General features: G+C 60.2%; 22 protein-coding genes. 2 read left to right on the forward strand and 20 right to left on the reverse strand.

Features of this window, described 5'->3' with window-relative positions; translation table 11 throughout:
- The first annotated feature begins 131 nt into the window (after positions 1-131).
- Together AC1RO0_RS17425 and AC1RO0_RS17430 are read left to right on the forward strand one after the other, a co-directional pair.
- Positions 132-746 (forward strand): hypothetical protein, encoded by a 615-nt coding sequence (locus tag AC1RO0_RS17425; protein WP_498594112.1) that lies wholly within the window; start codon positions 132-134, stop codon positions 744-746.
- Between the two features lie 84 nt (positions 747-830).
- Positions 831-1298: a DUF5680 domain-containing protein gene (locus tag AC1RO0_RS17430; protein WP_498594113.1), complete on the forward strand. Its 468-nt coding sequence runs from the start codon at positions 831-833 to the stop codon at positions 1296-1298.
- Positions 1299-1305: 7 nt separating this feature from the next.
- Here the strand turns inward: AC1RO0_RS17430 and AC1RO0_RS17435 are convergent, their stop codons facing one another.
- From AC1RO0_RS17435 to AC1RO0_RS17530, 20 genes are all read right to left on the reverse strand, one after another.
- On the reverse strand, positions 1306-1989 hold the full coding sequence (locus AC1RO0_RS17435; RefSeq protein WP_153366053.1) for an ABC transporter ATP-binding protein: 684 nt from the start codon (positions 1987-1989) through the stop codon (positions 1306-1308).
- Positions 1990-2004: 15 nt separating this feature from the next.
- On the reverse strand, positions 2005-3315 hold the full coding sequence (locus AC1RO0_RS17440; protein WP_498594114.1) for a lipoprotein-releasing ABC transporter permease subunit: 1311 nt from the start codon (positions 3313-3315) through the stop codon (positions 2005-2007).
- Positions 3316-3338: 23 nt separating this feature from the next.
- Positions 3339-4661 carry a proline--tRNA ligase gene (gene proS / locus AC1RO0_RS17445; RefSeq protein WP_498594115.1) on the reverse strand — a complete coding sequence of 441 codons (1323 nt, stop codon included), beginning with the start codon at positions 4659-4661 and terminating at the stop codon, positions 3339-3341.
- A gap of 641 nt (positions 4662-5302) precedes the next feature.
- Entirely contained in the window at positions 5303-5581 is a 279-nt protein-coding gene (locus AC1RO0_RS17450) for a DUF1467 family protein (RefSeq protein WP_498594116.1), read from the reverse strand.
- Between the two features lie 104 nt (positions 5582-5685).
- The gene (gene mce / locus AC1RO0_RS17455; protein ID WP_498594117.1) at positions 5686-6090 is read right to left on the reverse strand and encodes a methylmalonyl-CoA epimerase; all 405 of its coding nucleotides are present in this window, start codon (positions 6088-6090) and stop codon (positions 5686-5688) included.
- Between the two features lie 38 nt (positions 6091-6128).
- On the reverse strand, positions 6129-7802 hold the full coding sequence (locus AC1RO0_RS17460; protein WP_498594118.1) for a ribonuclease J: 1674 nt from the start codon (positions 7800-7802) through the stop codon (positions 6129-6131).
- 13 nt (positions 7803-7815) lie between these two features.
- Positions 7816-8583, reverse strand: coding sequence for a biotin--[acetyl-CoA-carboxylase] ligase (locus AC1RO0_RS17465; protein ID WP_498594119.1), 768 nt, complete (start codon positions 8581-8583; stop codon positions 7816-7818).
- The gene (gene nuoN / locus AC1RO0_RS17470) at positions 8583-10025 is read right to left on the reverse strand and encodes an NADH-quinone oxidoreductase subunit NuoN (RefSeq protein ID WP_498594120.1); all 1443 of its coding nucleotides are present in this window, start codon (positions 10023-10025) and stop codon (positions 8583-8585) included. The genes AC1RO0_RS17465 and nuoN overlap by 1 nt, the downstream gene beginning before the upstream one ends.
- An 18-nt stretch (positions 10026-10043) precedes the next feature.
- Entirely contained in the window at positions 10044-11555 is a 1512-nt protein-coding gene (locus AC1RO0_RS17475; protein ID WP_498594121.1) for an NADH-quinone oxidoreductase subunit M, read from the reverse strand.
- A complete protein-coding gene (gene nuoL / locus AC1RO0_RS17480; protein ID WP_498594122.1) occupies positions 11555-13549 on the reverse strand; it encodes an NADH-quinone oxidoreductase subunit L in 1995 nt (664 codons plus the stop codon). Before nuoL ends, AC1RO0_RS17475 begins: the two co-directional genes overlap by 1 nt.
- Before the next feature lie 7 nt (positions 13550-13556).
- Positions 13557-13865, reverse strand: a complete 309-nt coding sequence (gene nuoK / locus AC1RO0_RS17485; protein ID WP_007689961.1) for an NADH-quinone oxidoreductase subunit NuoK — start codon at positions 13863-13865, stop codon at positions 13557-13559.
- A gap of 31 nt (positions 13866-13896) precedes the next feature.
- Positions 13897-14511 carry an NADH-quinone oxidoreductase subunit J gene (locus AC1RO0_RS17490; RefSeq protein WP_034518728.1) on the reverse strand — a complete coding sequence of 205 codons (615 nt, stop codon included), beginning with the start codon at positions 14509-14511 and terminating at the stop codon, positions 13897-13899.
- Positions 14512-14663: 152 nt separating this feature from the next.
- Entirely contained in the window at positions 14664-15155 is a 492-nt protein-coding gene (gene nuoI / locus AC1RO0_RS17495) for an NADH-quinone oxidoreductase subunit NuoI (RefSeq protein ID WP_498594123.1), read from the reverse strand.
- A 40-nt stretch (positions 15156-15195) separates the two neighbouring features.
- Positions 15196-16239 (reverse strand): NADH-quinone oxidoreductase subunit NuoH, encoded by a 1044-nt coding sequence (nuoH, locus tag AC1RO0_RS17500; protein WP_007689956.1) that lies wholly within the window; start codon positions 16237-16239, stop codon positions 15196-15198.
- Positions 16240-16251: 12 nt separating this feature from the next.
- A complete protein-coding gene (gene nuoG, locus AC1RO0_RS17505; RefSeq protein ID WP_498594124.1) occupies positions 16252-18333 on the reverse strand; it encodes an NADH-quinone oxidoreductase subunit NuoG in 2082 nt (693 codons plus the stop codon).
- A 240-nt stretch (positions 18334-18573) separates the two neighbouring features.
- Positions 18574-19281: a helix-hairpin-helix domain-containing protein gene (locus AC1RO0_RS17510; RefSeq protein ID WP_498594125.1), complete on the reverse strand. Its 708-nt coding sequence runs from the start codon at positions 19279-19281 to the stop codon at positions 18574-18576.
- 8 nt (positions 19282-19289) lie between these two features.
- Positions 19290-20594, reverse strand: coding sequence for an NADH-quinone oxidoreductase subunit NuoF (nuoF, locus tag AC1RO0_RS17515; protein ID WP_498594126.1), 1305 nt, complete (start codon positions 20592-20594; stop codon positions 19290-19292).
- Positions 20595-20604: 10 nt separating this feature from the next.
- Positions 20605-21750, reverse strand: coding sequence for an NADH-quinone oxidoreductase subunit E (locus AC1RO0_RS17520; RefSeq protein WP_498594127.1), 1146 nt, complete (start codon positions 21748-21750; stop codon positions 20605-20607).
- Positions 21751-21765: 15 nt separating this feature from the next.
- Positions 21766-22083 carry a hypothetical protein gene (locus AC1RO0_RS17525; RefSeq protein ID WP_498594128.1) on the reverse strand — a complete coding sequence of 106 codons (318 nt, stop codon included), beginning with the start codon at positions 22081-22083 and terminating at the stop codon, positions 21766-21768.
- Entirely contained in the window at positions 22083-23273 is a 1191-nt protein-coding gene (locus AC1RO0_RS17530; RefSeq protein ID WP_007689950.1) for an NADH-quinone oxidoreductase subunit D, read from the reverse strand. Before AC1RO0_RS17530 ends, AC1RO0_RS17525 begins: the two co-directional genes overlap by 1 nt.
- Between the last annotated feature and the right edge of the window lie 61 nt (positions 23274-23334).

A 23334-nucleotide genomic window follows, 5' to 3' on the forward strand; every position in this document is an offset into this window, starting at 1 on the left:
GTCGCTAAGCTTTGGTCGGACTTTTGGATCGCTACCCAACAATCTGACTTTTAGTGGTACTCGACATGAGTGCGAGGAACATTTCAAAAGAGCTTAACCAAGCCTTCGGTAGCAATTGCTAAGGAGACAGAATGAACCGGGAGATCACCATGAAGCCGCTTGTTGTCGCAGCCCTCATTTCGCTTTCCGCCACTGCCACGGCCGCCGCCGAAACCGCCATCGCGCCCGGGCGTATCGTCGATGCCGCAATCGGCGACTGGAACAAGGATGGCAAACCGGATCTCGCCCTGCTGGTGGCGCCGGCGCCTGATGATCAGGCCGACAATCCCATCGGCATCTACATCTATCTGCGCGACGACGAACATTCCCTGCTGAGGCTTGCGGCGGCCGCACCGAATAAGGTTCCGGGCAGCACGGAGCCCGACGGCATCTTTGGCCAGGAACCCTCGATCAAGGTGCTGCCGAACGGCTCGATCGCCGTCACCTCGCAAAACGACGCCATCGGACGCGACCGCTGGGAGCAGACGCTCACGCTCGCCTTCCGCAACAACGCCTTTGTGGTCGCCGGCTACACCTATGATTACCGCGATACGCTGAACCCCGATGGCGGTTATAGCTGCGATTACAATGTCCTGACCGGCAAGGCGACGAAGAGCGGTAAAAGCCTTAAGACCGAGGGCAAGACCATCAAGATCGAGGACTGGGAGGACGATTTCGGCCAGAAAGGCTGCGGCGTCAGCCAGTAACAACATTCCATTTGTTCACTATATGTTCTTTACAAATCGTGGTGCCCGTGACATGCTGGTCGCTCACCATGAATGGAGAGAACCGTGCCGGACCTTGCCGAGCTGAATGATTTCATTGTCACCGCGAAGGCCGAAACCTATGTCGGCGATGGCGAGAGATTGCCGTCCTGCCGCAGTGGCTCGCATGATATCGGCTACGCCAATGGTCGCTGGCGCTATCTCGACAGCTATTTCGGCGGCACGGATTTCGCCGGGCAGGAACTGATCTGGCTCGACGATGAACCGGTCTGGGCGATGAATTATTTCGGGCGCATCGTCGAGCCCGATCTAATCGACGGCACGACGGCGGGGATGATCATCAAGGCGTCGCTGCTGCGGCTCTACCTCGATGAGAAGCGCTTCCTCGGAGGCTTCGAATTCGACCATCCGCTCGGTTGCTATGTAGACCGCAGCACCGGCGGCTGCGATCACTTCAGCGGCCACGAAGCCATCCTGGTGAACGAGCGCAAAGCTTACGAGCTGGACTATCGCGGCGGGCTGATCGTCCCCTGACGGACGATCAGAATTCCACGACCTTGCCGTCGTTGATGGTAACGCGGCGGTCCATGCGGGCCGCAAGGTCGTGATTGTGCGTGGCGATCAGCGCCGCAAGGCCCGACTGCCGCACCAGCGCTTCGAGCGCGTCGAAGACATAATGCGCGGTTTCAGGGTCGAGGTTGCCGGTCGGCTCGTCGGCCAGCAGCACCAGCGGCGCATTGGCGACGGCGCGGGCGATGGCGACGCGCTGCTGCTCGCCACCGGACAGTTCGGCCGGGCGGTGATCGGCGCGGTGGCCGATACGCATGTAGTCGAGAAGCTGGGCGGCACGAACGCTCGCCTCCTTCCGCGACAGGCCAGAAATCAGCTGCGGCATCATGATGTTCTCAAGTGCCGAAAACTCCGGCAGCAAATGATGGAACTGATAGACGAAACCGATTTCGCTGCGGCGAACTGCCGTGCGCTTTTCATCGGACAGTCCTTCGCAGGCGTGCCCGTTGACCAGCACCTCGCCGGCATCGGGATGTTCCAGCAGACCGGCAACATGCAAGAGCGTCGACTTGCCCGTCCCGGACGGCGCGACCAGGGCGACGATCTCGCCGCTATGCAGGGCGAAATCGGCGCTCTTCAGGATCGATAGCCGGGTATCGCCCTGCCCGTAATGACGCTCCACGCCCGAGAGCTGGAGAACGACGTTGCGTTTCATCAAATGTGGAATTCCTTATTCGTACCGTAGCGCCTGCACCGGATCGAGCCGCGAGGCACGCCAGGCCGGGAAGATCGTGGCGAGGAAGGATAGCGTCAGGGCCATCACGACGACGGAGATGGTCTCGCTCAGGTTCATCTGGGCCGGCAGCTTGCTGAGGAAATAGACCTCGGGATTGAAGATCACCGTGCCCGATATCCAGGAGAAGAACTGGCGGATCGATTCGATGTTGAGGCAAACGAGAACGCCAAGCGCAACGCCGGCGAGAGTGCCGACAACGCCGATCGCGGCGCCTGTCATGAAGAAGATGCGCATGATCGCCCCTGATGTCGCGCCCATGGTGCGCAGGATGGCGATATCGCTTCCCTTGTCCTTCACCAGCATGATCAGGCCGGAGATGATGTTCAGTGCCGCGACGATGACGATCAGCGTCAGGATCATGAACATGGTGTTGCGTTCGACCTGGAGCGCCGAAAAGAAGGTGGCGTTGACCTGCCGCCAGTCGGTCAGAAAGATCTGCCGCCCCGCCGCCGCTTCGATCTTCGGTCTCAAGAGGTCGACATCATCGGGATTGCTGATGAAGAGCTCGATCTTCTCGACGATCCCTTCGGCGTTGAAAAACAGCTGCGCCTCCTCGAGCGGCATGAAGACCACGGAGGAATCATATTCCGACATGCCCACTTCGAAGATACCGGAAATGCTATAGGCCTTGACGCGCGGATTGACCCCGAACGGCGTGACATCACCATCGGGCGCGGTCAGCGTGATCTGATCGCCGACCGTGAGGCCGAGTTGCCGCGCCAGGCGCGAGCCGACCATGACACCCTGACCGGCGGCAAAGCCGACCATGTCGCCATCGACGATATGGTCCGAAACCGTCTTGAGCTTCGTCAGGTCCTCGGAGCGGATGCCGCGCACGAGCGCGCCTGTGCCGGAGCCGCCGCGACCAGAGGCGAGCGTTTCACCTTCGACCAGCGGCAAAGCCATGGTGACGCCGGGAACGGCCGAAAATTTCTGCGCCAGCGAGGCGTAGTCATTCAGCGGCGAATCGATCGGCTGGACAATGACATGGCCGTTGAAGCCGAGAATCTGTTTGAAAAGCTCGGCGCGGAAGCCGTTCATCACGGCCATGACGATGATCAGCGCCGCAACGCCGAGCATGATACCGACCAGCGAGAAGCCGGCAATGACCGAAATCGACGCCTCCTTGCGCCGGGAGCGCAGATAGCGCCAGGCGACAAGCCGCTCGAAACCGGAGAATGGACGCGATGACGGACTAGTCGTGATAGACTTTTCCTGCTGCTCGGCTGCCGCGGTTACCGCCATTCGCTTCTCATCCTATTGCTGTATCAGCCTGCCAGTTTATTGATCGCCGCTTCGACGGTCATCGTCTCGCGGGCGCCTGTCTTGCGGTCCTTGACTTCCACTTCGCCGCCCGCGATCGAACGCGGCCCGACGATGATCTGCACGGGCACACCGATCAGATCGGCCGTTGCGAACTTCGTTCCGGCGCGATCGTCCCGATCGTCAAGCAGGACATCCTTGCCGGCCTTGGACAGAGCCGCATAAATCGTCTCGCAAGCGGCGTCGCAGGCCTGATCGCCAGACTTCATGTTGATCACGACGACATCAAAGGGCGCGACCGAGGCCGGCCAGATGATTCCGTTCTCGTCATGCGATGCTTCGATGATGGCGGGAACAAGGCGTGTCGGGCCGATACCGTAAGATCCCATGTGGACGGCGTGTTCCTTGCCATCGGGACCCTGCACTTTCGCGCCCATCGGCTCGGAATATTTGGTGCCGAAATAGAAGATATGGCCGACTTCGATGCCGCGCGCCGACAGGCGTTCGCCTTCGGGAATGGCATTGAAGGCCGCCTCGTCGTGCATTTCGGAGGTTGCCGCGTAAAGCGACGTCCACTTGTCGAAGATGCCCTTCAGGCCGGCGGCGTCATCAAAATTCGTGTCTTCCGCAGGGATATCGAAATTGACGAAATCCTTGTGGCAGAAAACTTCGGATTCGCCGGTATCGGCGAGGATGATGAATTCGTGGCTGAGATCGCCGCCGATCGGGCCGGTGTCGGCACGCATGGGGATTGCCCGCAAACCCAGACGATCGAAGGTGCGCAGATAGGCCGTGAACATCTTGTTGTAGGCGATCACGGCGCCTTCCTGCGTCAGATCGAAGGAATAGGCATCCTTCATCATGAATTCGCGCGAGCGCATGGTGCCGAAGCGCGGACGGATCTCGTCGCGGAACTTCAGCTGGATATGGTAGAGGTTCAGCGGCAGGTCCTTGTAGGACTTGACGTAGGAACGGAAGATGTCGGTGATCATCTCCTCGTTGGTCGGGCCATAGAGCATCGGCCGCTCCTGGCGGTCCTTGATGCGCAGCATCTCCTTGCCATAGGCGTCGTAACGACCGCTTTCCTGCCAGAGTTCGGCCGACTGCAAGGTCGGCATCGACAGCTCGATTGCGCCGGAACGGTTCTGCTCCTCGCGGATGATCTTATTGACCTTGTCGAGAACGCGCTTGCCCAACGGCAGCCAGGAATAGATGCCTTGCGACTGCTGGCGGATCATGCCGGCACGCAGCATCAGCCGGTGGGAAACGATTTCCGCCTCCTTGGGATTTTCCTTCAGGATGGGCATGAAGTAACGAGACAGGCGCATGGGTCGATTCCAGATGGTTTGACGTTCCGCGTCCGGCGGAATCGTTAAAAAATTGTCTGCTGGAGGCAGTTCATAACTGCTTCGGGGCAGGAAGGAAACCCGCATTTGCGCGGCGCAAATCCGGCGTGCGCCCGCAGATACGGGGCGCCATCAACCATTTTCGCGAATTCGAAAAAATGCATGTTTATAAGGATTTGTGGCGAGAAACTGTCAACAGAAAAATTCTGCGCGACTGTAACAAAAAAGCAAAAAAACAGATGACAAAGCTCATTCTTTGAGCTAATTTTAGCTCACAAAAGAGGCAGGAAGGCTAAATTCTTGTCGTTTCGCGGTCAAGTCTTGGGAGGATCAGATCTTAGGCGCGCTCGTCGCTGCCCCGGCAACGGATAAGGATCACGCGATACTTAAAAACAAGGCTTACCGCCTTGTTTTTTTTTGCTTTCTCGCATCAAGCCGCCACAGGGTTTTCTTAAAAACCAGGCTTTGAAACGTCCCTCAAGACCGACCAGCCGGTATGATGCGACCACCCTTGTCGCGCAGTCTCTTTGCCCCAATCACATGACGAAGGTGTGACAGTTTCCGGGCCATTCAGTGACATCGAATTTCCAGCCGTGCATCCCGGAAATTTCCGGGCACGAACCTTAATCGTCATAGTGCGGAATGATCTGCGGCATGGAGTTGAAACCGAAGCCGAAATAATGCGCGCTGACATACCATGCCGCGTAGATCACGGCGGATACCACAGTCGTGATCAGCACCACCCGAAAACCCCGAAACTTCGTCGGCGCGCTTTCGATCGTGCCGAGGATGACATGATTGTCCTCGGCTTGTGTGCGCAGGCCGAACGGCAGGACGGCGAACAGCGTGATCCACCAGACAACGAAATAGACGGCGCAAGTCGAGAAAATCTGCTGGGCCATATGCTCCCTCAAGACGGGCAAAAATCGACCCGTCTCCTCCTCATCCACAACAGCTTATAGAGCCAAAACCGCCAGGTTTCAAAGCGCGGCCCAGCGCCCTAATGTCACACTTGCTCGAGCTCGATGAGCGTCCCGAAAAAGTCCTTGGGATGCAGGAAGAGCACCGGCTTGCCATGGGCACCGATCATGGGCTCGCCATCGCCCAGCACCCGCGCGCCGCCTGCGATCAGACGATCGCGCGCCGCCAGGATATTGTCCACCTCGTAGCAGATGTGATGCATGCCGCCGGTAGGATGCTTGGCAAGGAATTTCAATAGCGGCGAGCTATCGCCAAGCGGCTCCACAAGTTCGACCTTGCTGTTCGGCAGCTCGACGAAAACGACGGTGACGCCATGCTCCGGCAGGGATTGCGGCTCGGACACCTTGGCGTCCAGCGTTTCGCGATAGGTGGCGGCGGCGGCGGCAATATCAGGAACGGCAATCGCAATGTGATTGATGCGTCCGAGCATGGCTGTTCTCTCTTCCTTGATGGGATAGAAACCGTGGATCAACCCGCCATGCGCGTGACGAAGACGGTCACGACAGGCTTCTTGCCCCAGCCATGATTGGCGGCAGCACGCACGGCGCGGCGCGCGGCTTCCTGCAACATGTCGATATCCTTGCGGCGAGCGCGCGGAATGCTCTCGATGGCGCTGACGACGGCGTCGAACAGCGTGTCTTCCATCTCTTCGCCCTCGTCGTCATAGGCCGGCAGGCCGATCGCGACGAGATCCGGATCGCCGACGATGTCATAGCGGGCATCCAGCACGACGTTAACGGCGACATGGCCGACATAGGAAAGCTTCTTGCGATCGCCGATGCCCATCTCGTCGTAATCGCCGATCAGTATGCCATCCTTGAAGATGCGGCCATGCGGGGCCTGACCGATGACTTCGACCGAACCGGGCGCCAGCCGCAATATGTCGCCATTGCGAACCTTGGGCACGATGGAGATGCCGGATTGCTCGGCCAATTCCTTATGCGCGGCCAGATGCGTCGGCTCGCCATGCACCGGCACGACGACCTTCGGCCGCGTCCACTCGTACATCTTCTGCAGTTCGTTGCGGCGCGGATGGCCGGAGACGTGGACCAGCGCTTCCGCGTCCGTCACCACATGCACGCCCTGTTCGGTGAGACCGTTCTTGATATCCTGGATCGCCTTCTCGTTGCCGGGGATGGCGCGCGAGGAAAAGACAACGATGTCGCCGGCGGCGAGCGCGACGTGGCGCATCTCATCGCGGGACAGCTTGGCAAGGGCGGCGCGCGGCTCGCCCTGGCTGCCAGTCAGGATGATGACGACCTTGTCGCGCGGGATATAGCCATACTCATCCTCGGCAATGAACGGCTTGAGGCCTTCCATGATGCCGATATCGCGGGAGACGTCGACCACGCGCTTCAGCGAACTGCCGAGCAGCAAAATCTCGCGGCCCGCAGCTTCGGCTGCCTCGGCGATGGTGCGAATGCGGCCGACATTCGAGGAGAAGGTGGTGATTGCCACCCTGCCCTCGGCATTCTCGATGATCTTGCGCAGACTTGCGGACACATCCTTTTCCGAGGGCGACACGCCATCGCGAAGCGCATTGGTGGAATCGCACATCAGCGCCAGCACGCCTTCGTCGCCAAGCTGACGGAAACGCGCCTCGTCGGTGAGCGGCCCGAGCGACGGCTCGTGGTCGATCTTCCAGTCACCGGTATGGATGACATTGCCAACCGGCGTGCGGATCATCAGCGACATCGGCTCGGGAATGGAGTGATTGACGGCGACGCCTTCGATGCTGAACGGGCCGACATTGATGCGGTCACCAGCCTTGAACGGGGTGATCGGAATCTGGCCCATCGTCTTTTCGTAATCGCGCTTGGCTTCCAGCAGGCCGGCGGTAAAGCCCGAGGCATAGACGGGGACGTTCAGGCCAGGCCAGAGATCGCTCAGAGCACCGTAGTGATCCTCATGCGCGTGCGTGATGATGATGCCTTTGAGGTTCTTGCGTTCCTTGGCGAGAAAACGAATGTCGGGGAGCACGAGATCGACGCCCGGCAGATCCGGCCCCGGAAAGGTGACGCCGCAATCGACCATGATCCACTGACGATGTTCCGGCGTACCATAGCCGTAAAGGGCGAGGTTCATGCCGATCTCGCCGACGCCGCCGAGAGGCAGAAACACCAGTTCGTCTTGCTTCGCCATATCTATCTTTTACCTACGATCTGAAAAAAACGTCGCCCGCCGCGATCGGCAAAACCTTGCCGCCGCCGGCGTCGAGCATCAACAAGCCATTATCATCAATTCCGGCAAAATGCCCGGAAATCGAACGATCCGGCAGATTCACTGTGATCTTTTCACCGATGCCGCAAGCAACGTCGCGCCAGCGCGCCGTTATCTCGCGAACACCCTTGCCGCTGTTCCAGACGGCCAGCGCCTCACCCATGGAGGCGTAGAGATGGGCAAACAATTCTTCCGGCGACACCGTCGAGCCCTGCTCGCGCAGGCAGGTGACCGGATACATCGGATTGTCGGGCATGACGGCGACATTGATGCCGATACCGATGACCAGCGCATAGCGTCCGTCGGAGAGGGCCTCCCCTTCGATCAGGATGCCGCAGGTCTTCTTGCGGCCGATCAGGATGTCGTTCGGCCACTTGACCTCAACGGGCTCCGCCGCCAGGGGCAGCACGCCGCGCACCGCCTGATGCACACCGACGGCGACGGCCAGGGGCAATGAGCCAAGGCGGTCCATGGGGGCTGGATCGATGAGAAGAAGAGAAGCGTAAAGATTACCGGGTTCAGACACCCAGGGACGCCCGCGGCGTCCACGGCCACCCGTCTGGCGGGCCGCCGTCACCCAGAGATTTCCGGCGTCCCCAGCCCTCGCCCGCTCCAGGCATTCGCTATTGGTGGACGCAGTCTCCGAGAGAGCATCATGCCGGAAGTCGGCGAGCGACTTCCGGCTGTTCATGTCAGACGCCATCAAAACAGCGTCGCGGCAGCAAGATCAGCAGCACCACCGATAGCACCGCCAAAGAAGATATAGGTAAGGACGAAAAGACCGGAGAGACCGAAGACCAGACGCAGCGAACCGTCCGTGCGGACGAACTCGTCCTTGGCTTCATCGAACCACATCAGCTTGATGACGCGCAGATAGTAGTAGGCACCGACAACCGACGAGAGAACACCGATAATGGCGAGCGCATAGAGATGAGCCTGGATAGCGGCAACGAAGACGAAATACTTCCCGAAGAAGCCCGCGAGCGGCGGAATGCCTGCCAGCGAGAACATCAGCGCCGTCAGCACGACCGCCATGAACGGGTTGGTCGTCGAAAGGCCGGCAAGGTCGTCAACATTCTCGACCTGACGTCCGTCCTTGCGGCGCATCGCCATGATGATGGCGAAGACGCCGAGGGTCATGACCATGTAGATGACCATATAGAGCATGACGCCGGAGACGCCGGTCTGATTGCCGGCGGCAAGGCCGACCAGCGCATAGCCCATGTGGCCGATGGAGGAATAGGCCATCAGTCGCTTGAAGTTGCGCTGACCAATCGCGGCAAAGGCGCCGAGCACCATCGAGGCAATCGAGATGAAGACGATGATCTGCTGCCAGTCGGCAAGCACCGGATGGAAAGCGGTGATCACGATGCGGGTCAGGATCGCCATGGCCGCAACCTTGGGAGCAGCGGCAAAGAAGGCGGTGACCGGGGTCGGCGCGCCTTCATAAACGTCCGGCGTCCACATGTGAAACGGCACGGCGGAGATCTTGAAGGCAAGGCCGGCGAGAACGAAGACCAGACCGAAGACCAGGCCGAGCGAACGGGTCTCGGCGCTGAGTGCCGTGGCAATTGCATCGAAGGTCGTATGACCGGTGAAGCCGTAGACCAGCGACATGCCGTAGAGCAGCATGCCCGAGGACAGCGCGCCGAGCACGAAATACTTCAGGCCCGCTTCCGTCGACTTCAGGCTGTCACGGTTGATGGCAGCAACGACGTAGAGCGCCAGCGACTGCAGTTCCAGCGACAGGTAGAGCGAGATCAGGTCATGCGCCGAGATCATCAGCAGGATGCCGAGGGTCGCCAGCAGCAGGAGCACCGGGAACTCGAAGCGATCGAGCTGTTGCTCGCGCGCCTGCCCCATGCTCATGAACATGGCGACGATCGAGCCGACCAGCGCGACGATCTTCATGAAGCGCGAGAAGCCGTCGGCGAGATAGGCGCCGCCGTAGGCCAGGCCTTCGCCCGGCACGAAGATGATCCAGAGACCGGCCACCGCAAGAACCGCGATGGCAAGACCGGTGACCGTGGGACCGGACCGTTCGCCTGAAAAGACGCCGATCATGAGCAGCACAAGCGCACCGACCGCGAGGATGAGCTCCGGGATGGAAAGATGCAGGCTTGCAAGAATTGTGTCAGCAGTCATGTCGAATAAGTCCCGTCATCAATTCATCGACAGCGCAACATTCTGCGCGGCGTGCAGGGCTGCGGTGTAGTTGTTCACAAGCAGATCCACCGAAGCGGCCGTCGCATCGAAGATCGGAGCCGGATAGACGCCGAAGAGGATCGTCAGTGCGATCAGCGGATAGAGGATCAGCTGTTCGCGCGGCGACAGATCCAAGAGCTTCTTCAGGTTTTCCTTTTCCAGCGCGCCGAAGATGACGCGGCGGTAAAGCCAAAGCGCGTAAGCGGCCGAAAGGATGACACCGGTGGCGGCAAACAGCGCAACCCAGGTGTTGACACGGAAGACGCCGATCAGGGTCAGGAATTCGCCGATGAAGCCGGAGGTGCCGGGCAGACCGACATTGGCCATGGTGAAGATCATCATCGCGACCGCATATTTCGGCATGTTGTTGACCAGCCCGCCATAGGCCGCGATTTCGCGGGTATGGGTACGGTCATAGATCACGCCGACGCAGAGGAAGAGTGCGCCCGAGACGATGCCGTGCGACAGCATCTGGAAGATCGCGCCCTGAACACCCTGCTGGTTGGCCGCGAAGATGCCCATGGTGACATAGCCCATGTGCGCGACCGAGGAGTAGGCGATCAGCTTCTTGATGTCTTCCTGCATCAGCGCCACCAGCGAGGTGTAGATGATGGCAATGACGGACATGGCGAAGACGAGCGGTGCGAAATATTCAGACGCGTTCGGGAACATGCCGAGCGAGAAGCGGATGAGACCGTAGCCGCCGAGCTTCAAGAGGATACCGGCCAGAATGACCGAGCCCGCCGTCGGCGCCTGAACGTGCGCGTCGGGAAGCCAGGTATGAACCGGCCACATCGGCATCTTCACCGCGAAGGAGGCGAAGAAGGCAAGCCATAGCCATGTCTGCATATGCGGCGGGAACTTGTAGGCGAGCAGCGACGGGATATCCGTCGTACCGGCCTGCCAGTACATCGCCATGATGGCGAGCAGCATCAGCACCGAGCCGAGCAGCGTATAAAGGAAGAACTTGTAGCTGGCGTAGACGCGATCCTTGCCGCCCCAGACGCCGATGATCAGGAACATCGGGATGAGGCCGGCTTCGAAGAAGACGTAGAACAGCACGATATCCAGCGATACGAACACGCCGATCATCATCGTCTCGAGGACGAGGAAGGCGATCATGTAGTCCTTCAGGCGCTTCTCGACCGAGAGCCAGCTTGCCAGCACGCAGAAAGGCATCAGGAAGGTCGACAGGATGACGAACAGCATGGAGATGCCGTCGACGCCGAGGTGATAGCTGATGCCTGTGCCGAGCCAGCCATGCTTCTCGATCATCTGGAAGCCCGGATTGGCGTTGTCGAAGCCGATCCAGATGAACAGCGAAACGATGAAGGTGAAGACCGTCGTCAGCAGCGAGACGTTCAGGATATTGCGGCGGCCATTGGGTCCGTCATCCCGCATGAACAGCAGGATGAGAACGCCGACCAGCGGCAGGAACGTGACCGTTGAAAGAATAGGCCAATCGGTCATCAGAGGGAACTCCCGAGCATCATCCAGGTAACGAGGGCTGCAATACCGAGCAGCATCGCGAAGGCATAGTGATAGAGGTAACCGGTCTGCAGGCGAACGACGCGGTTGGTGACATCAGAGACGCGGGCCGCGATACCATTCGGACCGTAAGTATCGATGACCCCAACATCGCCCTTCTTCCAGAGGAAGCGACCAAGCGCCTTGGCCGACCGGACGAAGAGGAAGTCATAGAGCTCGTCGAAGTACCACTTGTTCAGCAGGAACTCGTAGAGCGCGCGATGCTGCTTTGCGAGTGCCTTCGGCGTCTCCGGCGACTTGATGTACATGTACCAGGCGGTCACGAGACCGAGCAGCATCGCAATGAACGGGCTGAGTTCGACCCAATGCGGTGCATGCTCCATCTCTTCGAGAATCTTGTTGTCCGGCAGCGTGAAGAGCGCGTGCTTCCAGAACTCCTCGTATTCATGACCGACGAAATCGGCATGGAAATACATGCCCGCGGCGACCGCGCCGATCGCCAACAGATAGAGCGGGATCAGCATGACGTTCGGCGATTCATGAACATGATGCATGACCTCATGCGAAGCGCGGGGCTTGCCGAAGAAGGTCATGAAGATCAGGCGCCATGAATAGAAGCTGGTGAACATCGCGGCGATGACCAGCAGCGTGAAGGCGAAACCGGCGGCCGGATTATGCGAGGAGAAGGCGGCGAGGATGATCGCGTCCTTCGAGAGGAACCCGGCAAAACCGATATGCGTCAGGGGAATGCCGACGCCGGTGATCGCCAGCGTGCCGATGACCATCATCCAGAAAGTCTTCTGGATATGCGGACGAAGGCCACCCATGAAGCGCATGTCCTGCTCGCCATCGACGGCATGGATGACCGAGCCGGCGCAGAGGAAGAGCAGAGCCTTGAAGAAGGCGTGCGTGAACAGGTGGAAGATGGCTGCGCCATAGGCACCGACACCCAGCGCCACGAACATGTAGCCGAGCTGCGAACAGGTCGAATAGGCGATGACGCGCTTGATGTCGTTCTGCACGAGGCCGACGGTCGCCGCGAAGAAGGCGGTGATCGCACCGATGATGGTGACGAAGGTCAGCGCATCCGGCGAGAGTTCGAAGATCGGCGACATGCGGGCGACCAAGAAGACGCCGGCGGTGACCATGGTCGCGGCATGGATGAGCGCCGACACCGGGGTCGGGCCCTCCATCGCGTCCGGCAGCCAGGTGTGCAGCAGGAACTGTGCCGACTTGCCCATGGCGCCCATGAAGAGCAGCAGGCAGACGCCGGTCAGCGCATGACCGCGATCAAGGTGCATGCCGAAGAGGTTCAGCACGATATCGCCCGGCTGACCGCCCTGCCCCGCTGCAAATGCCTGGGCATTGCCGAAGATGACGTCGAAGTTGATCGAGCCGAAAAGGACGAAGACGCCGGCGATGCCGAGCACGAAACCGAAGTCGCCGACGCGGTTGACGATGAAGGCCTTCATCGCGGCTGCAGATGCCGAAGGCTTCTTGAACCAGAAGCCGATGAGCAGATACGAAGCGAGACCGACGCCTTCCCAGCCGAAAAACATCTGGGCGAGGTTGTCGGAGGTCACCAGCATCAGCATGGCGAAGGTGAAGAGCGAAAGATAGGCGAAGAAGCGCGGACGATGCGGATCGTGGTGCATATATCCGATCGAATAGACGTGAACGAGGGTCGAAACCGAGTTCACGACGATCAGCATCACAGAGGTCAGCGTGTCGATGCGCAGCGACCAGGCGACATCAATGCCGCCCGACTGGATCCAGCGCAGCACGTCGACCTTGATCGGGCCTTCGACATGGCCGAGCGCCACGGTAAAGAAGGCAACCCAGGACAGGATCGCGGCAATGATCATCAAGCCGGTGGTGACGTATTCCGACGCCTTGGCGCCGATGCCGCGGCCGAACAGGCCGGCGATAACAGCGCCGATCAGGGGAAGAAAGACGATAGCCTTATATAGGAACATAGCTGTATCAGCCCTTCATCACGTTGACGTCTTCGACGGCGATGGAGCCGCGGTTACGGTAGAAGACGACGAGAATTGCCAGACCGATGGCCGCTTCCGCAGCAGCGACGGTCAGAATGAACAGAGCGAAGACCTGGCCGACGATGTCGTTGAGGAACGACGAAAAGGCGACCATGTTGATGTTGACCGCGAGCAGGATGAGCTCGACCGACATCAGGATGATGATCACGTTCTTGCGATTCAGGAAGATACCGAAGACGCCGAGCACGAAAAGAATGGCGCTGACCGTGAGGTAGTGGGAAAGTCCGATAACCATGTTCTTGTTCCTTTGACCCTCGTGCCTCGCCTCAGACGCCCTGCCCCGGCTTGACCTTGACCACCTCGACGGCGGTCGCGGGCGTGCGGGCGACCTGTTGGGAAATATTCTGGCGCTTGATGTGCGTGCGATGCCTCAGCGTCAGAACGATGGCGCCGATCATCGCGACCAGCAGCACAAGGCCGGCGATCTCGAAGAAATAAACGTAGTTGGTATAGAGCACGTCGCCGAGCGCGGCAGTGTTCGTCCGCTCCGTCAAAGCCGGGATCGGCATGGCGACCGACTTGGCGATCTCGGGCGAAATCACGCTGCCACCGACGACGACGATCAGTTCGGCGGCGAGGATGATGCCGATCAGCGCGCCGATCGGGGCATATTCCAGAATGCCGGCCCTCAGCTCCGAAAAGTCGATGTCGAGCATCATGACCACGAAGAGGAAGAGAACCGCAACCGCGCCGACATAGACGACCAGCAGGATCATCGCCAGGAATTCCGCCCCCAGGAGGAGGAAGAGGCCAGCGGCATTAAAGAAGACCAGGATGAGGAACAGGACCGAGTGGACCGGATTCCGCGCCGAGATAACCATGAACGCCGACGCCACCGCGACAAAGGCGAAGATATAGAAAAAAAGAGCCTGCAGACCCATGTTGGTGCCTTTTTCGTCTTCCCCCGGGCAGCCGGGAGTGTCCCTGCCCGATGGGACTTGGCCGGACACATGTCCGGCACAAAGCCCCGGTCTCTATTCAACCGCGACGGCGACAATCTCAGCCGCCCGTCACGGCATATTCAAAATTCCGCTTAGCGGTACGGCGAGTCGACCGCGATGTTGCGCGCGATTTCGCGTTCCCAGCGGTCGCCATTTTCCAGAAGCCGCGCCTTGTCGAAATAAAGCTCTTCGCGGGTTTCAGTGGCGAATTCGAAGTTCGGCCCTTCGACGATGGCGTCGACCGGGCAGGCTTCCTGGCAGAAGCCGCAATAGATGCACTTCACCATGTCGATGTCGTAACGCACCGTGCGGCGGGTGCCGTCATTGCGGCGCGGCCCGGCTTCGATGGTGATAGCCTGGGCAGGACAGATCGCCTCGCACAGCTTGCACGCGATGCAGCGTTCTTCGCCGTTCGGATAACGACGCAGGGCGTGTTCCCCACGGAAGCGCGGGCTGACCGGTCCCTTTTCGAAGGGATAATTGATCGTCGCCTTCTGTTTGAAGAAGTAACGCATCGACAGAAAGAATGCGCCGACGAATTCCTTGAGGAACACCGAGCTGACGGCGTTGGAAAATCCGGCCATCTTCAACCTCCAAATCTGCTTGAAGCGAGGATCGACATCATCATGCCCATCCCGTCAGCTTCAGCACGAATGCAACAATGACGACCATGGCGAGCGACAGCGGCAGGAATACCTTCCAGCCGAGACGCATGAGCTGGTCGTAGCGGTAGCGCGGCACGAAAGCCTTGACCATCGCGAACATGAAGAAGACGAAGCATGCCTTCAGCATGAACCAGATGATGCCCGGAACCCAGCTCAGGATCCAGATATCGACCGGAGGCAACCAGCCGCCGAGGAAAAGGATCGTGGTCAGCGAGCACATCAGAACGACGGCGGCATATTCGCCGAGCATGAACATCATGTACGGCGCGGAACCGTATTCGACCATGAAGCCGGCAACCAGTTCCGATTCCGCTTCCGGAAGGTCGAAGGGCGGACGGTTCGTTTCAGCCAGAGCCGAAATGAAGAACACGATGAACATCGGGAACAGCGACAGCCAGTGCCAGTCGAGGAACGAGGCCGGCAGGCCGAGCTTGGTGCCGAGGCCGGTCTGCTGCGACATGACGATATCCGTCAGGTTGAGCGAACCGACGCAGAGCAGGACGGTGACGATGACCAGACCGATCGAGACTTCGTAGGACACCATCTGCGCGGCGGAGCGCAGCGCGCCGAGGAACGGATACTTCGAATTCGAAGCCCAACCGCCCATGATGATGCCGTACACTTCGAGCGACGAGATCGCCAGAATGTAAAGAATGCCGACATTGATGTTGGCGATAACCCAGCCGTTCGCCACCGGCACGACGGCCCAGGTAGAGAGTGCCAGCACCACGGAAACCAGTGGCGCTAGCAGGAAGACCGCCTTGTTGGCGCCGGCCGGAATGATCGGCTCCTTGACCATGAACTTCAAAAGGTCGGCAAAGGACTGGAACAGGCCGAAGGGACCGACGACGTTCGGGCCGCGGCGCAGCTGAACGGCCGCCCAGATCTTGCGGTCGGCAAGAAGGATGTAGGCGATGAAGACCAGCAGGCAGACCAGAAGCAGCAGGGACTGACCAATCATAATCAGCGCCGGCCAGAGATAGGTCGAAACGAATGAATCCATGGTCCTCTGCCCTTACTCTGCCGCAGCCTGGAAATTGTTGCGGGCCAATGCGGAGCACTCGGCCATAACCGCCGAGGCACGCGCTATCGGGTTCGTCAAATAGAAGTCTTTGATCGGCGAAGCAAACGCGGATTTGCCCATCGCGCCGGCTTTTTTCGCAAGTGCGACAATTTGAGCGCTATCGCCTTCAGCGATCTCGTCAATACCGGCGAAATGCGGGAAAGCGGCATAGAGCTTGACGCGCAATTCTCTCAGCGAATCAAAGGGAAGCTTCTTGCCGAGTACGTCGGAAAGGGCGCGGATGACAGCCCAGTCCTCGCGAGCATCGCCCGGGGCGAAGCCGGCGCGGTTGCCGACCTGTACGCGGCCCTCGGTGTTGACCCAGGTGCCCGACTTTTCGGTGTAGGTGGCTGCCGGCAGGATGACGTCGGCATTGTGCGCGCCGTTATCACCATGCGAGCCGATGTAGACGGTGAACTTCGAGCCCTTGCGGCTAAAGTCCAGCTCGTCGGCGCCGAGCAGGAAGAGAACATCCATCGAAGCAAGCATCTGAGCTGCGTTGACGCCCTTTTCGCCCGGCACGAAGCCGAGGTCGAGGCCGCCGACGCGGGACGCTGCCGTATGCAGAACCGCAAAGCCGTTCCAGTCATCCTTGACCACGCCAACGGCAGCGGCGAGCTTGGCGGCATTCGCCAGTACCTTGGCGCCGTCTTCGCGGATGAGCGCGCCCTGGCCGATGATGATCATCGGCTTCTGCGCGGTCTTCAGAACTTCGGCAAAGCTGTGCGAGCCGCTGACCAGATCGGCAAGCGTCTCCGGGCCAGCGCCGAGATAGTCGTAGGGGTAACGCAGGTCGCCATGTTCGCCGATCACGCCGATCGGGAACTTGCCGCGACGCCAGCGTTTGCGGATGCGCGAGTTCAGCACGGCTGCTTCGAAGCGCGGATTGGCGCCGATGATCAACAGTGCATCGGCGGCTTCGATGCCTTCGATGCTCGGATTGAAGATGTAGCTTGCGCGGCCCAGCGACGGATCAAGCGCCGTCCCGTCCTGGCGACAGTCGAGATTTTCCGATCCCAGCGATTTCAGCAGCTCAGAGAGAGCATACATTTCCTCGACGGAAGCAAGGTCGCCGGCAATCGCGCCGATCTTGTCGCCGCTGGTGGCGGCAACAGCGGACTTGATGGCGGCAAAAGCGTCGCCCCAAGTTGCCGGCTGGAGGCGGCCATCCTTGCGGACATAAGGCTTGTCGAGGCGCTGCGTCTTGAGGCCGTCCCAGATGAAGCGGGTCTTGTCGGAGATCCATTCTTCATTGATCTGCTCGTTGACGCGCGGCAGCACGCGCATGACTTCGCGGCCACGGGTGTCGACGCGAATGGCCGAGCCGAGCGCGTCCATGACGTCGACCGATTCGGTCTTGTTCAGTTCCCACGGGCGAGCCGTGAAGGCGAAAGGCTTCGAGGTCAGCGCGCCGACCGGGCAAAGATCGACGACATTGCCCTGGAGCTCGGAGGTCATCGCCTGCTCGAGATAGGTGGTGATTTCGGCGTCCTCGCCACGGCCGATCAGGCCGAGTTCAGAAATGCCGGCGACTTCCGTCGTGAAGCGGACGCAGCGCGTGCAGTGGATGCAGCGGTTCATCACGGTGCTGACGAGCGGGCCAATATACTTGTCTTCGACGGCGCGCTTGTCTTCCTGATAGCGCGAGCTGTCGATACCAAACGCCATGGCCTGGTCCTGCAGGTCGCATTCGCCGCCCTGGTCGCAGATCGGGCAATCCAGCGGATGGTTGATCAGCAGGAACTCCATCACGCCTTCGCGGGCCTTCTTGACCATCGGCGTGTTGGTGAAAACTTCCGGAAGCTCGCCGTTCGGGCCGCCACGGATATCGCGCACGCCCATGGCGCAGGAAGCCTGCGGCTTCGGCGGGCCACCCTTCACTTCGACGAGGCACATGCGGCAATTGCCGGCCACCGACAGTCGTTCATGGAAGCAGAAGCGCGGGACTTCGGCGCCGGCTTCCTCGCACGCCTGGATAAGCGTGTAGTGATCCGGGACTTCGATCTCTTTGCCGTCAATCTTCAGTTTTGCCATCGTCCACTCAGTCCTATGTCACGTCTGCCGCCGAACCTGGCCACAGACAATTTCATGACCGCAACACCTATTCGCCACCGGCACGGCATTTGAGCCGCGTGGCACCAGTCTTGCTCACAATCACCTTTGCCGAACCTTGTCCCCCACAAGATCCGCATTCCGGCGAACTATCACGGGCAGCACCCGCACCATGTCCACCGCTCATTCTCACTCCACGGCCGGATCAGCCGTGGAAAACTCTCAAGCCCGGCCTTTCGGCTGAAACGCCTTTGCCTGGCCGACCCAGTCGTCGCGACGAATACGACCATCGAAACCAAGTTCCGCATCAATCCGATCGATATCCGCGTCGCTCCAGGCGGCGATATCGGCGACGCGCAGAATGCCGCGACCGTTCAGAACCTGCTCCAGCTTCGGACCAATGCCCGAAATCCGCTTCAGGTCATCCGTCTTGACGGCAGTCTTGCGGCTGCGTGCCGGAGCCGCCGCTGGCTTTGCCTCGGCCACAACCGGCGCCGTAGGGGCCACCTTGGCTTTGATCTTCACCGCTGCCTTGGCTGGCGCAGCTTTCACCGCGGCCGGCTTCGGCTCAACCTTCTTCACGACTGCCTGCTTTGCAACAGTGGGCTTGGCAACAGGCGACGCCTTGACCGGCTTCGCTTCCCCTGCCCCGTCCGTCTTCACCACCGGCGTTTCCTCGGCCGACGCGACAGCTCGCTTGTTCGTCGCTTCGACCGCGCCCTGCAGCGCGCCGAAGAACGCACCGGCGATCTGCGACGTGAAACCGAAGCCGATGGCGGCAGCCGCGGCGAAGGCCGCCGCGGGATGCGCCATCAACGGATGGATCGGCATGATTGGCGCGTTCCGCAGCATATCCGCGGCAAAACGGCCGAGATCAGCCGATGCATCGGCCGCTCCGCTATCCTGCCTGGTATCTGAGGTCTTCGCCATCGTCATCCCTACTCGGCCGCTTCCAGCACTGCGCCATGGCTCGTCGCATTGGCCGTGTACTGGTCGATGCGCTTTTCGATTTCCGGGCGGAAGTTGCGGATCAGGCCCTGTACCGGCCATGCGGCGGCATCGCCGAGCGCACAGATGGTATGACCTTCGATCTGCTTCGTCACCTGGAACAGCATGTCGATCTCGCGCTTCTGCGCATTGCCCCGGGCCATGCGTTCCAGCACGCGCCACATCCAGCCGGTGCCTTCACGGCACGGCGTGCACTGGCCGCAGCTCTCATGCTTGAAGAAGGCCGAGATACGGGCAATCGCCTTGATGACGTCGGTGGACTTGTCCATGACGATCGCAGCCGCCGTACCAAAGGACGACTTGACTTCGCGCAGGCCATCGAAATCCATCGGGCAATCGATGATGTCAGCCGCCGGAACGATCGGGCACGACGCACCGCCGGGAATGACGGCAAGCAGATTGTCCCAACCGCCGCGAATGCCACCGGCATGCTTGTCGACCAGCTCGCGGAAAGTGATGCCCATGGTTTCTTCGACCGTGCACGGACGATTGACGTGACCGGACAGCATGAACAGCTTCGTGCCGACATTGTTCGGGCGACCGAAGGAGGAGAACCAGCCGGCACCGCGACGCAGGATCGTCGGGGCAACGGCGATCGACTCGACATTGTTGACGGTGGTCGGGCAGCCATAGAGGCCCATATTGGCCGGGAATGGTGGCTTCAGGCGCGGCTGGCCCTTCTTGCCTTCCAGGCTTTCGAGCAACGCGGTTTCCTCGCCGCAGATGTAAGCGCCGGCACCATGATGAACGTAAACATCATAGTCCCAGCCCAACTTGTTGTTTTTACCAAGAAGTCCGGCATCGTAGCATTCGTCGATCGCCGCCTGTAGCGCTTCACGCTCGCGCATGTACTCGCCGCGAACATAGATATAGGCGGTGTTCGCGCCCATGGCGAAACCGGCGATGACGCAGCCCTCGATCAGCGTATGCGGATCGTGGCGCATGATGTCGCGGTCCTTGCAGGTACCCGGCTCCGACTCGTCGGCATTGACGACGAGGTAGTGCGGACGGCCGTCATTTTCCTTCGGCATGAAGGACCACTTCAGTCCGGTCGGGAAGCCTGCGCCGCCGCGACCGCGAAGGCCGGACGCCTTCATCTCGTTGATGATCCAGTCACGACCCTTTTCGAGGATCTGCTTGGTGCCGTCCCAATGGCCGCGCGACATCGCGCCCTTCAGGGACTTGTCCTTGTGGCCGTAGATATTGGTAAAGATGCGATCTTGATCTTGTAACATGCTTCACCTCTTACCGCGGCTTCTTGCCGAAGACCTTGATATATTCCGCTTCGCCACCCTTAGCGAGTGCCTTGGCCTGCTTGATCCAGTCGTCACGCTCGATCCGGCCCCTGAAATTCAGATAGCCGTCCACCCATTCGCGTTCGGCCTTCTTCCAGCTTGCGACCTGCGCGAAGGTGAAAATACCCAATTCGTGCAGAATGGCCTCGATCTTGGGGCCAACGCCGGAAATCAGCTTTAGGTCGTCCGGGGTCGCGGGCTTTTCGATGCCGGCGGGACGGTCCTTGTCGGTCAATACCGGCTTCTGCGCGCTTTCGGTCTTGCTGGCCGGCGCCTTTACGGGTTCGGCGGCGGTAGTCCCGGAAAGCGGCTGCGCTTCGGCTGCCTTGGCATTCTTGGCGGCGGCTGCCGGCGCGGTCGCCGGTGTCTTCAGCGCTGCGTTGGTTTCAGCGTCGGTGCTCTTTGGGCGAGCCGCTTCGGATGGCGGAACCGGAGCCGGGTCGACCTTGACGGAAGCCTTGCTGCTGGCGCTCTTTGCCTTCGGAGCTTCCGTCGTCAGTGACGTCAGGCCGCCTTCCGGCGCGGAGAAGACGCGGTCGATCTGCGGACCGGTCGGAACTTTGCTGCCCTCGCCTGCCGAGAATGCATCGATGATCTCTTCGAGACGTTCAGGCGTCAGATCCTCATAGGTATCCTTGCCGATCACGACCATCGGTGCATTGACGCAGGCGCCCTGACATTCGACCTCTTCCCAAGAGAGCGTGCCGTCGGCATTGCGTTCGAAGGCGTGGCCATTGATCTTGCTCTTGCAGACCTTCACCAGCCCTTCGGCGCCACGCAGCATGCAGGGCGTCGTGCCGCAAACCTGGATATGCGCCTTGGTGCCCACCGGGTTCAGCTGGAACTGCGTGTAGAAGGTCGCGACTTCAAGCGCACGGATGTGGGCCATGTCCAGCATGTCGGCGATCGTCTCGATAGCCGCCCTGGTGACCCAGCCTTCCTGCTCCTGCGCGCGCATCATCAGCGGGATGATCGCGGATTGCTGGCGACCCTCTGGATATTTCTTGATCGTCTTTTCCGCCCAGACCGCATTCTCCTTGTTGAAGGCGAAGGCTGCTGGCTGGAATTGATCTTCGGCTAGTCGACGAACGGACATCTTTCACGCCTTATCTCAGTTTATGGACCCACACCGCGTATCTGTCAGGGACAAGAATTCGCAGGCATAGGCCGACTGGTCTTTTTGCATAAACACAACAAACTTTCCGCCGTTCGGCACAGCGGCCTTGATTTCATAGCCCTGAGACACGAGATCGGCCATGGTCGATTCCTTGCCCGGCGAGGCTGTATTGTCACCCTTCGCAACATTCGCGCCTTTCGCAGTCGAACCTTGCAGAGAGATGCTGGGCAACGTCTGCGTCTTGCCGACTTGCTGGGCGGAAGCACCCGAAGCGACAAGCAGCGCGGCAACGATGACCAGCCATTGCTGCATCAGCGATCCACCTCGCCGAACACGATGTCGAGCGAACCGAGCACGGCCGCGACGTCGGCAAGCTGATGGCCGCGGCACATGAAATCCATGGCCTGCAGATGTGCGTAGCCCGGGGCGCGTATCTTGCAGCGATACGGCTTGTTCGAACCGTCGGAGACGAGGTAGACGCCGAACTCGCCCTTCGGCGCTTCGACGGCGCAATAAACCTCGCCGGCCGGGACGTGATAACCTTCGGTGTAGAGCTTGAAGTGGTGGATCAGCGCTTCCATCGAACGCTTCATCTCGCCACGCTTCGGCGGCACGACCTTACCATCGAGCGAAGAGACCGGACCGGTCTTGGCATCGCCGAGCAGACGGTTGACGCACTGCTTCATGATGCGGACGGATTCGCGCATCTCGATCATGCGGATGAGATAACGGTCGTAGCAATCGCCGTTCTTGCCGATCGGAATGTCGAATTCCAGATCCGAATAGCATTCATAGGGCTGCGAGCGGCGCAGATCCCAGGCGGCGCCGGAGCCGCGAACCATGACGCCCGAGAAGCCCCAGGCCCAACAGTCTTCCAGCGAGACGACGCCGATGTCGACGTTACGCTGCTTGAAAATGCGGTTTCCGGTCAGAAGGTCGTCGATATCATCGAGTGCCTTCAGGAAGGGATCGCACCAATCGCCGATATCCTGGACCAGCTTTTCCGGCAGATCCTGATGGACGCCGCCCGGACGAATATAGGCGGCATGCATGCGCGAGCCCGAGGCGCGCTCATAGAATACCATCAGCTTTTCGCGCTCTTCGAAGCCCCAGAGCGGCGGCGTCAGCGCGCCGACGTCCATGGCCTGCGTGGTGACGTTCAGGAGATGCGAAAGGATGCGGCCGATTTCCGAGTAGAGCACGCGGATCAGCTGGCCACGGATCGGAATTTCGATGCCGAGCAGCTTTTCGACGGACAGCGCATAGGCATGTTCCTGGTTCATCGGCGCCACGTAGTCGAGGCGATCGAAGTAAGGAACGGCCTGCAGATAGGTCTTCGTTTCGATCAGCTTTTCCGTGCCGCGATGCAGCAGGCCGATATGCGGATCGACGCGTTCCACAATTTCGCCGTCCAACTCGAGGACAAGACGCAAAACGCCGTGCGCAGCCGGGTGCTGCGGACCGAAATTGATGTTGAAGTTGCGGACGTTATGTTCTGTCATGGCGACGGGCTCGCGTTTTCAGGTATTCTAGAGAATGGCAGGCTGAAAGCCCGCCACACAC

The organism is Rhizobium sp. GW821-FHT14E12 (assembly GCF_058803745.1).

Bases quoted from the DNA above. Each gene is read 5' to 3' on its own strand.
- AC1RO0_RS17425 (WP_498594112.1), top strand. From the start codon at position 132: ATGAACCGGGAGATCACCATGAAGCCGCTTGTTGTCGCAGCCCTCATT.
- AC1RO0_RS17435 (WP_153366053.1), bottom strand. From the start codon at position 1,989: ATGAAACGCAACGTCGTTCTCCAGCTCTCGGGCGTGGAGCGTCATTAC.
- AC1RO0_RS17440 (WP_498594114.1), bottom strand. From the start codon at position 3,315: ATGGCGGTAACCGCGGCAGCCGAGCAGCAGGAAAAGTCTATCACGACT.
- proS (WP_498594115.1), bottom strand. From the start codon at position 4,661: ATGCGCCTGTCTCGTTACTTCATGCCCATCCTGAAGGAAAATCCCAAG.
- AC1RO0_RS17450 (WP_498594116.1), bottom strand. From the start codon at position 5,581: ATGGCCCAGCAGATTTTCTCGACTTGCGCCGTCTATTTCGTTGTCTGG.
- mce (WP_498594117.1), bottom strand. From the start codon at position 6,090: ATGCTCGGACGCATCAATCACATTGCGATTGCCGTTCCTGATATTGCC.
- AC1RO0_RS17460 (WP_498594118.1), bottom strand. From the start codon at position 7,802: ATGGCGAAGCAAGACGAACTGGTGTTTCTGCCTCTCGGCGGCGTCGGC.
- AC1RO0_RS17465 (WP_498594119.1), bottom strand. From the start codon at position 8,583: ATGGCGTCTGACATGAACAGCCGGAAGTCGCTCGCCGACTTCCGGCAT.
- nuoN (WP_498594120.1), bottom strand. From the start codon at position 10,025: ATGACTGCTGACACAATTCTTGCAAGCCTGCATCTTTCCATCCCGGAG.
- AC1RO0_RS17475 (WP_498594121.1), bottom strand. From the start codon at position 11,555: ATGACCGATTGGCCTATTCTTTCAACGGTCACGTTCCTGCCGCTGGTC.
- nuoL (WP_498594122.1), bottom strand. From the start codon at position 13,549: ATGTTCCTATATAAGGCTATCGTCTTTCTTCCCCTGATCGGCGCTGTT.
- nuoK (WP_007689961.1), bottom strand. From the start codon at position 13,865: ATGGTTATCGGACTTTCCCACTACCTCACGGTCAGCGCCATTCTTTTC.
- AC1RO0_RS17490 (WP_034518728.1), bottom strand. From the start codon at position 14,511: ATGGGTCTGCAGGCTCTTTTTTTCTATATCTTCGCCTTTGTCGCGGTG.
- nuoI (WP_498594123.1), bottom strand. From the start codon at position 15,155: ATGGCCGGATTTTCCAACGCCGTCAGCTCGGTGTTCCTCAAGGAATTC.
- nuoH (WP_007689956.1), bottom strand. From the start codon at position 16,239: ATGGATTCATTCGTTTCGACCTATCTCTGGCCGGCGCTGATTATGATT.
- nuoG (WP_498594124.1), bottom strand. From the start codon at position 18,333: ATGGCAAAACTGAAGATTGACGGCAAAGAGATCGAAGTCCCGGATCAC.
- AC1RO0_RS17510 (WP_498594125.1), bottom strand. From the start codon at position 19,281: ATGGCGAAGACCTCAGATACCAGGCAGGATAGCGGAGCGGCCGATGCA.
- nuoF (WP_498594126.1), bottom strand. From the start codon at position 20,594: ATGTTACAAGATCAAGATCGCATCTTTACCAATATCTACGGCCACAAG.
- AC1RO0_RS17520 (WP_498594127.1), bottom strand. From the start codon at position 21,750: ATGTCCGTTCGTCGACTAGCCGAAGATCAATTCCAGCCAGCAGCCTTC.
- AC1RO0_RS17525 (WP_498594128.1), bottom strand. From the start codon at position 22,083: ATGCAGCAATGGCTGGTCATCGTTGCCGCGCTGCTTGTCGCTTCGGGT.
- AC1RO0_RS17530 (WP_007689950.1), bottom strand. From the start codon at position 23,273: ATGACAGAACATAACGTCCGCAACTTCAACATCAATTTCGGTCCGCAG.